At 68.1% G+C, this 13,996-nt stretch carries 13 protein-coding genes and 1 pseudogene; 10 read left to right on the top strand and 4 right to left on the bottom strand.

The window, feature by feature from the left end; genetic code table 11:
• Positions 1-172 precede the first annotated feature (172 nt).
• Complete coding sequence (locus BLV57_RS19555) at positions 173-655, bottom strand: MarR family winged helix-turn-helix transcriptional regulator (RefSeq protein WP_091290717.1); 483 nt, start codon at positions 653-655, stop codon at positions 173-175.
• On the opposite strand from BLV57_RS19555, the gene BLV57_RS19550 reads away from it, so the two are divergent.
• A complete protein-coding gene (locus BLV57_RS19550; RefSeq protein ID WP_091290715.1) occupies positions 654-1,091 on the top strand; it encodes a pyridoxamine 5'-phosphate oxidase family protein in 438 nt (145 codons plus the stop codon). The genes BLV57_RS19555 and BLV57_RS19550 overlap by 2 nt on opposite strands.
• Here the strand turns inward: BLV57_RS19550 and BLV57_RS19545 are convergent.
• Positions 1,088-2,284 (bottom strand): ROK family transcriptional regulator, encoded by a 1,197-nt coding sequence (locus tag BLV57_RS19545; protein ID WP_091290713.1) that lies wholly within the window; start codon positions 2,282-2,284, stop codon positions 1,088-1,090. The two genes, BLV57_RS19550 and BLV57_RS19545, sit on opposite strands and share 4 nt — an antisense overlap.
• Positions 2,285-2,428: 144 nt before the next feature.
• Between BLV57_RS19545 and BLV57_RS19540 the strand changes: the two genes are divergently transcribed.
• Positions 2,429-3,184 carry a DUF427 domain-containing protein gene (locus tag BLV57_RS19540; protein ID WP_091291879.1) on the top strand — a complete coding sequence of 252 codons (756 nt, stop codon included), beginning with the start codon at positions 2,429-2,431 and terminating at the stop codon, positions 3,182-3,184.
• Here the strand turns inward: BLV57_RS19540 and BLV57_RS19535 are convergent.
• Together BLV57_RS19535 and BLV57_RS19530 are read right to left on the bottom strand one after the other, a co-directional pair.
• Complete coding sequence (locus tag BLV57_RS19535; RefSeq protein ID WP_091290710.1) at positions 3,181-4,485, bottom strand: carotenoid oxygenase family protein; 1,305 nt, start codon at positions 4,483-4,485, stop codon at positions 3,181-3,183. The two genes, BLV57_RS19540 and BLV57_RS19535, sit on opposite strands and share 4 nt — an antisense overlap.
• A gap of 14 nt (positions 4,486-4,499) precedes the next feature.
• Positions 4,500-5,066, bottom strand: a complete 567-nt coding sequence (locus BLV57_RS19530; protein ID WP_176968711.1) for a DUF3159 domain-containing protein — start codon at positions 5,064-5,066, stop codon at positions 4,500-4,502.
• Positions 5,067-5,153: 87 nt separating this feature from the next.
• Between BLV57_RS19530 and BLV57_RS19525 the strand changes: the two genes are divergently transcribed.
• The 8 genes and pseudogenes from BLV57_RS19525 (at position 5,154) to BLV57_RS19485 (ending at position 13,941) form a co-directional block, all read left to right on the top strand.
• Positions 5,154-5,666, top strand: coding sequence for a PadR family transcriptional regulator (locus BLV57_RS19525; RefSeq protein ID WP_091290708.1), 513 nt, complete (start codon positions 5,154-5,156; stop codon positions 5,664-5,666).
• Between the two features lie 158 nt (positions 5,667-5,824).
• Complete coding sequence (locus BLV57_RS19520) at positions 5,825-8,035, top strand: xanthine dehydrogenase family protein molybdopterin-binding subunit (protein ID WP_091290705.1); 2,211 nt, start codon at positions 5,825-5,827, stop codon at positions 8,033-8,035.
• 11 nt (positions 8,036-8,046) lie between these two features.
• Complete coding sequence (locus BLV57_RS19515) at positions 8,047-8,505, top strand: (2Fe-2S)-binding protein (protein WP_091290703.1); 459 nt, start codon at positions 8,047-8,049, stop codon at positions 8,503-8,505.
• Between the two features lie 117 nt (positions 8,506-8,622).
• Positions 8,623-9,834, top strand: a complete 1,212-nt coding sequence (locus BLV57_RS19510; RefSeq protein ID WP_091290701.1) for a PucR family transcriptional regulator — start codon at positions 8,623-8,625, stop codon at positions 9,832-9,834.
• Between the two features lie 573 nt (positions 9,835-10,407).
• Positions 10,408-11,735 (top strand): annotated as a pseudogene (locus BLV57_RS19505) (fatty acid desaturase).
• A complete protein-coding gene (locus BLV57_RS19495) occupies positions 11,732-11,905 on the top strand; it encodes a rubredoxin (protein ID WP_091290695.1) in 174 nt (57 codons plus the stop codon). Before BLV57_RS19505 ends, BLV57_RS19495 begins: the two are co-directional and overlap by 4 nt.
• Positions 11,906-11,964: 59 nt before the next feature.
• Positions 11,965-12,564 carry a TetR/AcrR family transcriptional regulator gene (locus tag BLV57_RS19490; RefSeq protein ID WP_091290693.1) on the top strand — a complete coding sequence of 200 codons (600 nt, stop codon included), beginning with the start codon at positions 11,965-11,967 and terminating at the stop codon, positions 12,562-12,564.
• Positions 12,565-12,633: 69 nt separating this feature from the next.
• Positions 12,634-13,941 (top strand): hypothetical protein, encoded by a 1,308-nt coding sequence (locus tag BLV57_RS19485; RefSeq protein ID WP_091290691.1) that lies wholly within the window; start codon positions 12,634-12,636, stop codon positions 13,939-13,941.
• Positions 13,942-13,996: the final 55 nt, after the last annotated feature.

The raw sequence follows: 13,996 nt of genomic DNA, 5'->3' as shown, positions 1-13,996 counted from the left end.
CTTGCGCGAGTGGTACCTCTGCTCCGTTAGCTGCAGCAGAGGTACCACTCGCACGGGCACAAGTCCCGTGATCCGAGCTTGGTCACGCAGCGAGGGGACCCCCGAGTGCTTACTACGCACTCAAGGGCCCCCTCACTAGACCTGACGAAAGTGGCTTTCGGGCTTTCGTCGGCTACTGGGGTGGGCGGACTCGGCGGGTGCGGATGGCGTCGGGGGAGCCGTAGCGGGTGATGATCGAGGTCAGGAGGGCGTGGGCGGCCGCGACGCGGGTCTCGCCGAAGGCCGTGGTCAGCTCGGCTTCGAGGGCGGACCGGTGCGCGCGGGCCGCTTCGACCGAGGCTTGGCCGTGCGGGGTCAGGTGGAGCAGCTTGGTCCTGGAGTCGTCGGGGGAGGGGCGGCGGACGAGGAGGCCGCGGCGTTCCAGGTCGGCCACCGCCTTCGAGGCCGCCTGCTGGGTGATGCCCATGCGCGAGGCCAGCGCGGTGATCGAGAGCGGGCCGGCGAGGACATGCTGGAACACCACGCCGTCGTTGAAGCGGAGCTCGGTGAAGCCGTCGGCCGCGAGGCGGCGCTGGACCTCGTCGGTCAGTGCCCAGCCCGCGAACAGGGAGACCAGAGACAAGTCGAGGTCTGCCGGGGTAACATCCACAACCATGGTTGTGAATCCTAGCGCAGAACTGCTCGACGACTTCGTCCGTGTCGCTCACCGGATCGTGTGGTGCACGCTGGTCACCGTCGACCGCCGGGGGCGGCCGCGGTCGCGGGTGGTGCATCCGTATTGGGAACGGGACGGCGATCGGATCACCGGATGGGTGTTCAGCAGGCCGACGCCGTTGAAGCTGGCGCATCTCGCGAATCACCCATACGTGTCCTGTTCGTATTGGGATCCGGCGCACGAGATCGCGGTGGCCGAATGCGGCGCGGAGTGGGCGCCGTCGGACAAAGACAAGGTGCGCGCGCTCTTCGGCAATGCCGAACCGCCACTCGGGTACGACGCGGACATGCTCGGACCCGAGGACAGTTACAGCGTACTCAAACTCACCCCGTGGCGACTCAGCACCGCGAAGCACTCCTGGCAAAAAGAGGCTTAACCCGCGCGCCGCTCGAACACGATGTCTTCCGCCGCGCGCAGGCCGACCGAGATCGCGCCGGCCACCACGGCGTCGTCGCCGAGTTCACCTTGGACAATGGTCGGGACCAATGGGGTGAAGGTGTGCAGCGCGCGGTCCATCGGCTCGCGCAGCAGATCGGCGTTGGTGCTCATGCCTCCGCTCAGCACCACCAGTTCCGGGTCGATGACCGCCGCGATGGACGCGACCGTGTAGGCCAAACGGTCCGCTTCGGCTTCGACCGCGCGCTGGGCCAGTTCGTCACCCTCACGGGCCAATCGGAAAACCTCGCGCGCCGATTTCGCCGTGCCCAAGCCGAGTTCGCGTGCCCCGCGCACCACCGACTGCGCCGCCGTCGCCTCTTCGAGGTGGCCGCGCGCGGGCGGTTCGGCCGTGGCGTCGTCGTTCGCGCGCATCTGACCATAAGGCAGGTAACCGATTTCCCCGGCCGCGCCGGTGGCGCCGCGGAAGACTTCGCCGTGCACCATCAGTCCCATGCCGACACCGGTGCCGACGGTGATCGCGGCGAACACGTCGACACCGCGCGCGGCGCCCTGTTCCCATTCGCCCACCGCGGTCAGGTTCGCGTCGTTTTCGATCACGAGATCGGGACCGACGGCCGCTTCGAGTTCGGTGAGCAGCCCGGCCTTGCCCCAGCCGGGCAGGTTCGGCGCGTGCCGGAAGCAGCGGCGGTGCGGGTCGGCGACGCCGGGACTGCCCAGCACCCTGCACACGATGTCGTCCTGCCGCAGGCCCGCGACCTGCACCGTTTCCTCCGCGAGCCGGCCGACCGCGGCGACCAGCGCCACCCCGGAGCGTGCCGAGTTGCGCTCGTCGCGCCGCGCGACGACCGTGCCGCCGAGGTCCGCGACGGCGACCCTGATGTGCTCACGGCCGATGTCGATGCCCAGCACGTAGCCCGCGGTCGGGTCGGCTTCGTACAGCACGGCCGAGCGGCCGGTGCCGGTGGAGGTGTGCCCGGTCGCGCGCGCGAGGCCCGCGGCCTCCAGCGCCAGTAACGCCTGGCTCACCGTGGGTTTCGACAGCCCGGTCTCCTTCGCGACCTGCGGCCGCGTGGACGGACCGTTGCGGCGCAACAGATCCAGCACCGCACGCTGGTTGATCTTGCGCATCCCCGCGGGGGTGCCCACCGGCGGGGTTTCGACGCCAACCACCCAAGCCCCCTCTCTACTCGACTCTCCCTGGCTCAACCCTTACAAACTATCGGCAGCGGGTGAGCAGTGGGTAAGAACATTTACAAAATCCACGTATTTGGTGAGCAACGAAATACTACGGTGTCCTTCCTGGTTGATCCGGTCATGAACACAGCAGTGCGTGGCCGAGTTCGGGTAGAGCAGGGCACCAAACGGGTGCGGGTGGTTTTCGCCGGGCGTGTTGTCGCCGATACCGCCCGGCCGCTGATGGTCTGGGAAGTTCCCTATTTCCCCGCATATTACTTCCCGCTCGAGGATGTCTCCGAGGAAGTCCTGATCCGTGGGAATCTCACGAAACATTCCCCGAGCAGGGGCGACGCGGCGCTCGCGACGGTGCGCGTCGGTGAGCGGGAAGCCGTTGACGCGGCGCAGATCTACGACACGTCCCCGATCGAAGAGCTGACCGGGCATGTCCGGTTCGAGTTCGACGCGATGGACGCGTGGTTCGAAGAAGACGAGGAGATTTTCGTCCATCCCCGCGACCCCGGTGTGCGGGTGGACATCCTCGCCAGTTCGCGGCACGTGCGGATCGAGGTCGACGGGGTCACCGTCGCCGACTCCGTCCGCCCGCGCCTGCTGTTCGAGACCGGGCTCCCCACCCGGTATTACCTGCCCAAGACCGATGTCCGGCTCGATCTGCTGGAGCCGAGCGACACGGTGACCCACTGCCCGTACAAGGGAACGGCCGGTTATCACTCGGTCCGGATCGGTGACGAGCTGCACTGGGATCTGGTCTGGGGCTACGACACGCCGCTGCCCGAGAGCCAGAAGATCATCGGGCTCGTCGCGTTCCTCAACGAAAAGGTCGATGTTTACGTCGACGGCGTGCTGCAGGATCGGCCCAAGAGCAAGTTCGGCTAAGCCTCGGGGATCCAGTTGCCGTGGAAGCCCGCTGGCACCCGCTGTGGCAGGTGGACGGTGGCGACCGGCGGCCCGCTCAGGTTCGCCGGGTCGATGATCACCAGGTCGCTGCCGTCCCTCGCCGCGTCGTAGACGTAGGTCATCAGCCAGCCCTCTTCGCCGTCGCCTGACGGCACGAACACCGCCTCGCCAGGGGTACGGCCCTTGCCGAAGTCGTAGGTCTCGACCGTGCCGCGGTGCAGGTCGAACCGGCGCAGCGTGGTCGGCGCCTCGGCGTCCGGCCCGTTCGTGCCGGTCGCGTGCCCGAAGCGCGAGTCGAGCCCGGCGAGCCGGTCGTCGACGCGCGGGAACTCGCACGGCCCGTCGTCGACCTGCTCCTCGCGCACCGAGCCGGTGGTGAGATCGATGGTCCAGCGCCACAGCAGGGGAGCGGTGTCCGCGTACCCCTTGTGCCACGTGCGTTCCTGCCGGATCACGTACAGCACGATTCGGTCGCCCGATTCGTGGGCGTTGAGCGCGTGGAAGACGTAACACGGGTTGATCGTGAACCAGCGCACCGCGCCCGTCGGATCGTCACGGCGGAGCACGCCGAGGCGCGCGCCGTAGTGGTCGTCCCAGCGGTAAGGCATCTCGCCGCTGCCGGCCAGCGCGCGGTCGAACACCAGCGGCAGGTCCATGAACACCACGTGGTTCGCCGTGAGGTTGAAGTCGTGCATCATCGTCGGCGCGGCGACCTCGATGGGCTGGGACACGACGAGGTTCCCCTCGGCGTCGGCCCGGTGGTAGGTCAGGAACGGCGGCCGCGTGTCGTAGCCGAAGAAGTGGAGTTCCCCGGTGGTCGGGCAGATCTTCGGGTGCGCGGTCATCGGCGTGCACAGCCTGCCGTCGAAGTCGTAGGCGCCGACCGTCTCCAGGTCGTTCGTGACCTCGTAGGGCAGTGAGGACTCGACGAGCGCGAGCGTGCGGCCCGCGTGGTTGATGATGTGCGTGTTCGCGTTGGCGGCGTGCAGGTCCCGGCTGCCGTCGGGACGGTAGAGGGACCGGCCGGAGTCGAGGAAGCTCGCTGTCCGGACCCAGCGGTTGCGGTACCAGGCGGCGCGGCCGTTTTCCAGGCGGACGCCGTGCAGCATGCCCTCGCCGATGAACCAGTGCTTGTTCTCGTCGCGCGGGTTCGGGCCGTTGCGCAGGTACCAGCCGGTGAGCTCCGGCGGGATCGCGCCGGTCACCTCGAGGTCGTACGCGGTCAGCTCGTCGTGCACCGGGGCGTAGTTGCCCTTGCGGTGGAACGTGGTGGTGGCCATGTCCGGAGAGTTCCTTACTGTGCGGTGTGGACGGTCGCCCTGGCGCGGACGATCTTCGGGTAGCGGAGGGTGAACGCGATCGGCACGGCGAACCCGAGCACCTTGATCGTGATGAGCGCGACGGTGGCGTGCGGCGCGTAGGCCAGCAGGATGGCGCCCGCGATCGCGTGGACGGTGAAGCTCGCGGCCCAGACGGCGGTGATGATCACGTTGGTGCGGCGGAAGACCGGGTTGTCCCACAGGTCGCGGGAGACCATCGTGCGGGCGATGCCGAGCGTGAACGGCTTCTTGATCGCGATCGAGAGCCACGCGGTCAGCGCCAGCCAGCCCGACGAGAGCGGATCGACCTGGTCGCGCACCGCGGAATCGGGGAAGGGGAAGGCGAATCCGGCCAGCAGCACGAAGAACCCGAGCGCGCTCAGCTCGATGACCAGGCTGTCCCAGGCTCGTCCGTTCCGGCGCTCCCACACCAGGGTGGCGGCGGAGAGCACGACGCCGACGAGCGCGGAGTAGCGCCAGTCGAACTGGGTCGCGACCACGGCGAAGGCGATCCAGGGAAGAAAGCTGCGCAGGTAGTTCATGATGTCCCCTTGACGTTCCAACTTTGACATGTCGAAGTTAGAGGGTCAGTTCTGCACATGTCAATAGTGGAAGGTAGAGTGTCCGATATGAGCCTTCGTCACGCCGTGCTGGGATTACTCGCGCAGCAGCCGGGAAGTGGTTACGACCTGCTGAAACGCTTCGAGGAGCGGTTCGTCTACGTGTGGCCGGCCACGCAGAGCCAGCTCTACGGCGAACTCGGGAAGATGGAGAAGGCGGGCCTCGTGCGGGTCGCCGCCGAGGGGCCGCGGGGGCGCAAGGAGTACGAGATCACCCCGGAGGGGCATGCCGATCTCCGGCACTGGCTCATCGAGGTGGTCCCCGACGGCACCAAGCGCGATGACCGCCTGCTGCGGGTGTTCTTCCTCAGTGTCCTGTCGCCGGAGGAGGCGCGGACCTATCTCCAGCAGAACCTCGCCGTCTTCGAGGAGCGGCTGGAAGCACTCCGTGAGATCGAGCGCGTGACCGAATGGGGGCCCAACCTCGGCGCGAAGTACGGCCGGATCTCGCTCGAGTTCGGCCTGCGGCAGCTGACCATGCTGCGTGACTGGGCGGAGTGGTCGCTCAAGCAGTTCGACTAGGCGGTTTACACGGGGACCGGAAATGTGTCCCGGCACACATTTTCCGGGGCTCGGTGTCACCTCGTGACAGAGATGCACCGACACGACTACGGAACGTTGACTGCGCCGAATGGCGTGCCTAGCGTGGCTGAACCCCCGACACTGCCGAAAGGGATGTGATGTCCCAACCCACCACGGATCGGCGCCGGTTCCTGACCTTCCTGGTCGCCGCGCCCACGCTCACGCTCGCCACGAAGATCACCGTCGACGCCGTCTCGCCCGACGAGGCCGAAGCCGTCATCCCGACCCTGCCGGGTCCCGCCGAAATCCTCGATCTCGGCGACGTCTTGACGTTGTCGTGCGCGCCGACGGCGAACATGCTCGTGCTCGGTGTGTCCGCCGACGGCAAGGTCCGCCTCGAACTGCCGCGCGCCGAGGTCGGCCAGGGCATCACCACCGCCACCGCGATGCTCGTCGCCGAGGAGATGGACCTCCCGCTGGAGCAGGTCGAGGTGGTGCTGTCCGATGCCAGGCCGGAACTGCTGTTCAACCAGCTCACCGGCGGCTCGAACACGATCCGCTCGGTGTACGGGCCGGTCCGGGCCGCGGCCGCCGCCGCGCGCGCCAGGATGGTCGCCGCCGCCGCGAAGCAGTGGAACGCCGACGCCACCCGATTGTCCACAAGGGATGGTGCGGTGTACGCGCCGGACGGCCGGAAATCGAGCTATGGCGCGCTTTCCGCGCTCGCCGCGCGCACGGACCTGACGGCGAACGCCACGTTGAAGCGCGAAGCCGACTTCAAGCTCGTCGGCACGCCCACCTCGCGCAAGGACGCGCGCGCGATGGTCACCGGACAGCTGCAGTACACGCTCGACCTCGACGTGCCCGGCGCGATGCCGGTGATGGTCCGCCGCCCGCCGAGCATCAACGGCACGGTCAAGACGGTCGACAACGAGGCCGCCGTCCGCGCGATGCCCGGCATCATCGACCTCGCGGTGGTGCCGACCGGGGTCGCGGTGATGGCCGAGACCTTCGGGCAGGCGCTCGACGGCAAGAACGCGCTCGACGTCACCTGGAACCCCGGCACGGTCGACGCCGAGAACAACGCGTCGATCAAGAAGAAGCTGCAGGCCGCCGCGCTGCCGTTCGTGGTGCCGCCGCTGCTCACGCAGTACGTCGACGCCGAGTTCGACTTCGCGTTCGCCAGCCACGCGCCGATGGAGTCGAACTCCGCGGTCGCCGACGTCCGCGACGACCACGCGACCATCTGGGCGGGCTTGAAGTCGCCGATCCTGGCCAAGCAGACCATCGCGCAGGCGATCGGGCTGCCGGAGAACAAGGTCACCGTGCACGTCCAGCAGGGTGGCGGGTCGTTCGGGCGCAGGCTGTTCTTCGACGCCGCGCTGGAGGCCGCGCAGATCTCCAAGGCGATGAAGAAGCCGGTCAGGCTGATGTGGAGCCGCATCGACGACATGCGCCACGGCCGGGCCCGCGCGGCGAGCCACCACAAGATCCGCGCGACCTTCGCGTTGGGGCAGGTGCTGACGTTCGAGCACCGCGTCGCCAGCATCGAAACCGACTGGGGACACGGGCTTGGCGAGATCCTCACCGCGTTCGCCGCGAAGCTGCCCGTCGGCGGGAACCTCAGCTTCGCGCAGACGGTGTTCCTGCTGACCATCAAGTCGCCGTACAACTTCGGCGTCACCACGCAGCTGCTCAACGAGGTGCCGCTGAAGTTCCACACCGGCGCGTGGCGGTCGGTGTATTCGGCGAACACCCGCGGCGCGGAAGAGATCATGGTCGACGAGATCGCCGCGAAGCTCGGTAAGGATCCGGTGGAGTTCCGCAAGGAGTTCATCAAGGTCGACCGCCAGCGCAAGGTGCTCGAGAAGGTCGCCGAACTCGGCGAGTGGGGCAAGGCGATGCCGAAGGGCTTCGCGCAGGGCGTCGCCGTGCACGGCGAGTACAAGTCGTACACCGCGTGCCTGGTCGAAATCGACGCGCGCGACCCGAAGAAGCCCCGGGTCACCAGGGCGACCATCGCGGTCGACGTCGGCAGGCCGGTCAACCCGCGCGGGCTGCAGTCGCAGATGCTCGGCGGGCTCACCGACGCGATCTCGACGACGCTCACCGCGGGGCTGCACATCGACAAGGGCCTGCCGCTGGAAGGCAGCTACTCGCAGTTCCACTACGCGCGGCAGAAGAACTCGCCGCCGAAGGTCGAGGTGTTCGTCATGCCCGCCACCGGCGACGAGCCCGGCGGCGCGGGCGAGCTGGGCCTGCCCGCGCCGGTCGGCGCGATCGCCAACGCGTACGCGCGCGCCACCGGCATCAAGCCGCGCAGCTTCCCGATCAACTTCCCGGTCGACTTCGAACCGTTCCCGCGCTGAGGAGTTTTCCCTTGCCTACCTACACCTTCTCCGTGAACGGGAAGCCCGTCACCGTCGACGCGCCCGCCGACCTGCCGCTGCTGTGGGCGTTGCGCGACAAGCTCAAGGTCCGCGGCCCGAAGTACGGCTGCGGCATCAACGTCTGCAAGGCGTGCACCAGCCATCTGGACGGCGCGGCCATCAATCCTTGCGTGGTCCCGGTTTCCGAGGCCGAGGGCAAGGAGGTCACCACGATCGAGGGGCTCGCGGACGGCGACGTGCTGCACCCGGTCCAGGAAGCCTGGCTGGAACAGGATGTCGCGCAGTGCGGCTACTGCCAGCCCGGCCAGATCATGGCGGCGGTCGCGTTGCTGAAGCAGACCAAGAACCCGACGGACGCGCAGATCGACGCGATCGAGAACGTCTGCCGCTGCGGTTCGTACTTCCGGATCAGGGAGGCGATCAAGAGCGCCGCCGCGAAGATGCGGTAGCAGGTGCGGATCGGCCGGGCGGGCTAACGCCGCATACGCGGAGCGGCTTAGCCTGTTCGGCCGAAGTGGTGTTAAATTCCGACTTCCAGGTACTCGACGAGGAGGACCGAGGAAGCCATGCACTATGTCGACATCGCTCCCGAGGTCGCGGACCTGGCCGCCGAGGTGGAAACCCGGCTGCCCGAGATGATCAAGAACACCGTCGAGCAGATCCTCGACGAGATGCCGGTCTACCACGACGCGCGCTTCGTCACCTACGAGCAGCTGCACGAGTCGGTGCGCGTCAATCTCGGCTTCGTGATGCGGACGCTCACCGGCTCCGGCGCGCCCGATCTTTCGCAGGCGAGCGCGACCGGCCGCGCGCGCGGGCTCCAGTGCGCGCCGCTGCCGGAGTTGCTGCGCGCGTACCGGATCGGGCTGACCGAGGTGTGGCACAAGTTCGTCGAGCTCACCGGCGCACGCCAGGACTTCGACGGTCTCGTCGCGGCGACGACCGCGATCTGGGCACTGGTCGACGACTACGCCGAGGCGCTGACCACGGCCTACCGCGAGGCGACGGCCGAGCTGATGGCCGAACAGCAGAACCGCCGGTCGGCCTTGGTCGAGGCGCTGTTCGCCGGCGGCACCGAGGGCTCGCTGTGGGACATCGCGCGCGTGCTGGACCTTTCGCTGGACGGAACGTTCGTCGTCGTCGCGGCCGAGGCGCCCTCGGTCGGGCAGGAGCCGTTGCCACAGATGGAAGCCCGGCTGCGCGACCGGTGTCACGCCTCGGCCTGGCGGCTGACGCCGGATCTGCAGGTCGGTGTCGTTTCTATGCGGGACCCGCGTGCGTCGCAGGTGCTGATCGAGTTGCTGCGCGAGAACTCCACGGGCCGGATCGGGGTGAGCCCGGTGTTCACCGGGCTGGCCAACACGGCGCGGGCGCTGCATCTCGCGCGGGTGGCGCTGTCGAGTCTCATGCCGGGGTCGTCGGGGATCGTGCAGTTCAACGAGTCGCCGCTCGCGGGGCTGGTCGCGAGCGCGCCGGAGGCCTCGGTGCAGCTCGCGCATCACGTGCTGCGGCCGATCCTGGACCTGCCGGGGGACGACCGGAACGTGCTGCTGCTGACCTTGCGGGCGTGGTTCGAGCAGCAAGGGTCGACGAAGCTGACGTCCGAGCGGATGTTCTGTCACCCCAACACGATCCGGCACCGCTTGAAGCGGATCGCCGAAGAGCTGGGCCGGTCTTTGACGGACCCGGCCGACATCGCCGAACTCGGGGCGGCCCTGCGTGCGCTGCACATGTTCCCCGAGACCGCGCACCTGCCCTCGCCCGGCCGCCGCTCGTAGAGGTCGTGAGTGTTCCGGCCGGTTCTAACCGGCCTAAACACTCACGACCCGGGGTGTGGTCCGGCTTGGGTGAGGGAGGCCCTCACTCAGCCGACCAAGGCTCGTGAGCGTTGCGGGGTGAGTGCGTTTTGCGTCGTCTAGCGCCGCAAAGGGCACTCACTCCTCCCACGTGGCCGGGGTCGTGAGCGTTGCGGGCGGTTAGAACCGCCCGCAACGCTCACGAGCCCTTAGCCGCGGACAAGCGCTCCTCCGCCCTTGGGGCTGCCCCGCCCTAGGGGCATGCCGAAACGTATGAAGGGAGCCTTCATCCAGCTATGGCTGATGAAGGGAGCCTTCATACGCGTTGGGCTGTATGAGGGGAGCCTTCATCCAGCTATGCGTGATGAAGGGAGCCTTCATCCAGCTCGGGGTGGATGAGGGGAGCCTTCATCCAGCGCCAACCGTATGAAGGGAGCCTTCATACAGGCGCCGGGTGTACACGTCGCCCGTTCGTGGATGGTTGGTTGACACAGCGCGTCTCCGTGTCTACCGTCGATACACGAGTCGGAGTGGTGTAAGCACGAGGAGGTGCTCATGACGTCGATCGAGAACGCGGTCCCCGAGCAGGCGACCTGGCGGGACGGCAAGCGTTACGCCTGGTTGCTCGGCCTGATCATCCCGACCGCGCCCTTCCTGGCCTGGGGACTCGTGTCCGCCACCGGGCTCGGGCTGTTCTGGTGGGCGGGCCCGATCATCGTCTTCGGCCTCATCCCGCTGATCGACCTGCTGGTCGGCACCGACGCGGAGAACCCGCCGGACAGCCTCATCGACTGGCTCGAGAACGACCGCTACTACCGCTGGGTCACGTACCTCTACCTGCCGATCCAATACGTCTCGCTGGCCGTCGCGTGCTGGCTGTGGACGACGCATCCGATGTCCATTGTGGACAAGATCGGGCTGGCGATCACGGTCGGCATCGTCGCGGGCATCGGCATCAACACCGCGCACGAGCTGGGGCACAAGAAAGACCAGCTCGAACGGTGGCTGTCGAAGATCGCACTGGCGCAGTCGGCGTACGGCCACTTCTTCATCGAGCACAACCGCGGGCACCACGTCCGCGTCGCGACTCCGGAGGACCCGGCCAGCTCGCGGTTCGGCGAGACGTTCTGGGGCTTCCTGCCCCGCTCGGTCATCGGGAGCCTGAAATCCGCCTGGGGACTGGAAAAGGCGCGCCTCGCGCGGATGAACAAGAGCCCGTGGACGCTGCGCAACGATGTGCTCAACGCGTGGGCGATGACCGTGGTGCTCTTCGGCGCGCTGGTCGCCTTCTATGGCGTGGAAGTGTTGCCGTACCTGCTGATCCAGGCCGTGTTCGGGTTCTCGCTGCTGGAGGCCGTGAACTACCTGGAGCACTACGGGCTCATGCGGCAGAAGGAGCCGCGCGGGCGGTACGAGCGGCCGGCGCCGCGGCACAGCTGGAACAGCAACAACGTGTGCACCAACGTCTTCCTCTACCACCTGCAGCGGCACAGTGATCACCACGCCAACCCGACCCGGCGCTACCAGGCGTTGCGGCACTTCGAGCAGGCGCCGCAGCTGCCCGCCGGGTACGCGTCGATGATCGTGTTCGCCTATCTGCCGCCGGTGTGGCGCAAGGTGATGGACAAGCGCGTGCTCGCGCACTACGAGGGCGACATCACGCTCGCCAACGTCAATCCGCGCAACCGCGCCAAGATCCTGGCCAGGTACGGGGCATGAGCAGGTTCCGGTGCCCGGTCTGCGAGTACGTCTACGACGAGACGGCGGGCGCGCCGCGTGAAGGTTTCCCGGCCGGCACCGAGTGGGGCGCCGTGCCCGACGACTGGTGCTGCCCGGACTGCGGGGTCAGGGAGAAGATCGATTTCGAGGAGGTCGTGGCATGAAGGTCTACCGCTGTGAGGTCTGCGGGTTCGAGTACGACGAGGCGCTCGGCTGGCCGGAGGAGGACATCGCGCCCGGCACCAAGTGGGACGACATCCCGGACGACTGGTCGTGCCCCGACTGCGGCGCCGCGAAGGCCGACTTCGTGATGGTCGAGGTCGAACGGGCGTGAGCGCCCTGATCGTGTCCACCTCGTTGACACGCACTAGGGGTGCTGACAACGTGGTGGACATGGCACCCCGGGTCCCGTACGCCGAAGCCGCGAAGGTGCTCCTTCGCGACACGCTGCTCAACGCGGCGTCCGATCTCCTGCGCGAGAAGTCGTGGCAGGACCTCAAGATGGGCGACATCGCCACGGCGGCCGGGGTCAGCAGGCAGACGCTGTACAAGGAGTTCCGCTCGCGCCAGCTGTTCGCCGAGGCGTACATCCTGCGTGAGACCGAGGTGTTCCTCGCCGCCGTCGAAGAGGCGATCGTCGCGCACGTGGCCGAGCCCCGCGAGGCGCTCGCGGCCGCGCTGGAGGTCTTCCTGACCGCGGCCGCCGAGGAACCGCTGATCAAGGCGATCGTGGCGGGCGACGACAGCGACGGCCTGCTGTCCACGGTCACCAACCACGCGGGCCCGATCCTGCACGGCTCGACCGTCCGGCTGACCGAGATGCTGGTCAAGCAGTGGCCGGACACCGATCACGAGGCGCTGAACCGGATTTCGCGCTACCTCGTCCGGCTCGCCGTCAGCTACGCGGCTTCGCCAGACGGCACCCCCGCCGAGATCGCGCGCGAGACCGTCACGGTGCTCGGCCCCTACCTCGACGAGGTGCTCGGCGGCTGACAACGTCGTTCTTTGGTCGGACGACGGGCCTTCCGTCCGCTGCTAGCGTCAGCGGCCTGGAGGTGTCGCATGCGCATCCGCATGATCTTTTCGGCCGTACTGGCACTGTCGCTCGCGGCGGTGGTCCCCGCGCAGGCGTCGGGTGGCACGCCCGACGACCAGCCGCTGCCCGGCTACACGATCGTCAACCCGCCGCTCGCGCCCGCGACCGTGGGCGGCCAGCCGACCCGCGTGCTGCAGGGCGTGCACGGGCACGCCGCGTACGACATCGAAGTGCCGCCACAGTGGAACGGCAAGCTGACGATGTGGGCGCACGGCTATCGCGGGCAGGGCAAGGTGCTGACCGTCGAACCGCCGGGCGCCGGGTTGCGGCAGCGCCTGCTGGACCAGGGTTTCGCGTGGGCGGCCTCGTCGTACTACGACAACGGCTACGACGTGAAAGCGGGCGTGACGACAACGCGCGAGCTGGCGTCGCTGTTCGGCAAGCTGGTGAAACGGCCGAAGCAGGTGTTCATCGCCGGAGCTTCGATGGGCGGGCACGTCGTCGGCCGGTCGATCGAGGAGTACCCGGGCTTCTACGCCGGCGCGCTGCCGATGTGCGGCGTGCTCGGCGACCAGGCGCTGTTCGACTTCTTCACCGATTACAACCTGGTCGCGCAGGATCTTTCAGGCGTGACCGCGTATCCGGTGCCCGCCGACTACGAGACCACCGCGGTGCCGAAGATCGAGCAGACGCTCGGGCTCAACGGGACGCTGACCGATCGCGGCGCGCAGCTGCGGGCGATCACCGTCGAGCGATCCGGCGGGCCGAGGCCGGGCGCGGACGCTTCTTTCCAGCTGTGGAAGCACTTCCTGTTCACGATCGCGGTGCCGACCGGCGGTGACAGCCTGCCAGAGAACCCGGCGCAGCTGGCGACGAACGTGTTCACCCGGTACACCCCGAACACGCCGGTCGACGTCAACCGGACCGTCCGCCGGGTGCCGCCCGAGAACCTCTGGGCCAGGTTCAACCCCGCGCTGACCCAGATTCCGCGCATCGCCGGGACGCCGACCGCGCCGGTGCTGAGCCTGCACGGGCTCGGTGACATGTTCGTCCCGTTCTCGATGGAACAGCTTTACCGGGATGACGTCGCGCGGCACGGCCGCACGGGTTCGCTGGTGCAGCGGGCGATCCGCACGGGTAATCACTGCGAGTTCAGCAACGCCGAGGTCGGTGCGGCCTGGGACGACCTGCGCGCGTGGGTCGAAACCGGCAAGCGCCCGGCGGGTGACGTCGTCAACGACCGGCGCGTCGTGGCCGCGCCCGACTACGGCTGCAAGTTCACCGACAAGGCGGCGACCGGCGGGACGCGGGGTCTGTTCCCCAAGTGTGGCTAGAAACGGGATAAAGCCCGCTTTATCTCGGAACGGGATAAAGCGGGCTTTATCCCGG

Origin of the sequence: Amycolatopsis xylanica, assembly GCF_900107045.1 — a bacterium.
Taxonomy (GTDB): Bacteria; Actinomycetota; Actinomycetes; order Mycobacteriales; family Pseudonocardiaceae; genus Amycolatopsis; species Amycolatopsis xylanica.
This window is presented reverse-complemented; position numbering and strand designations above follow the sequence as displayed.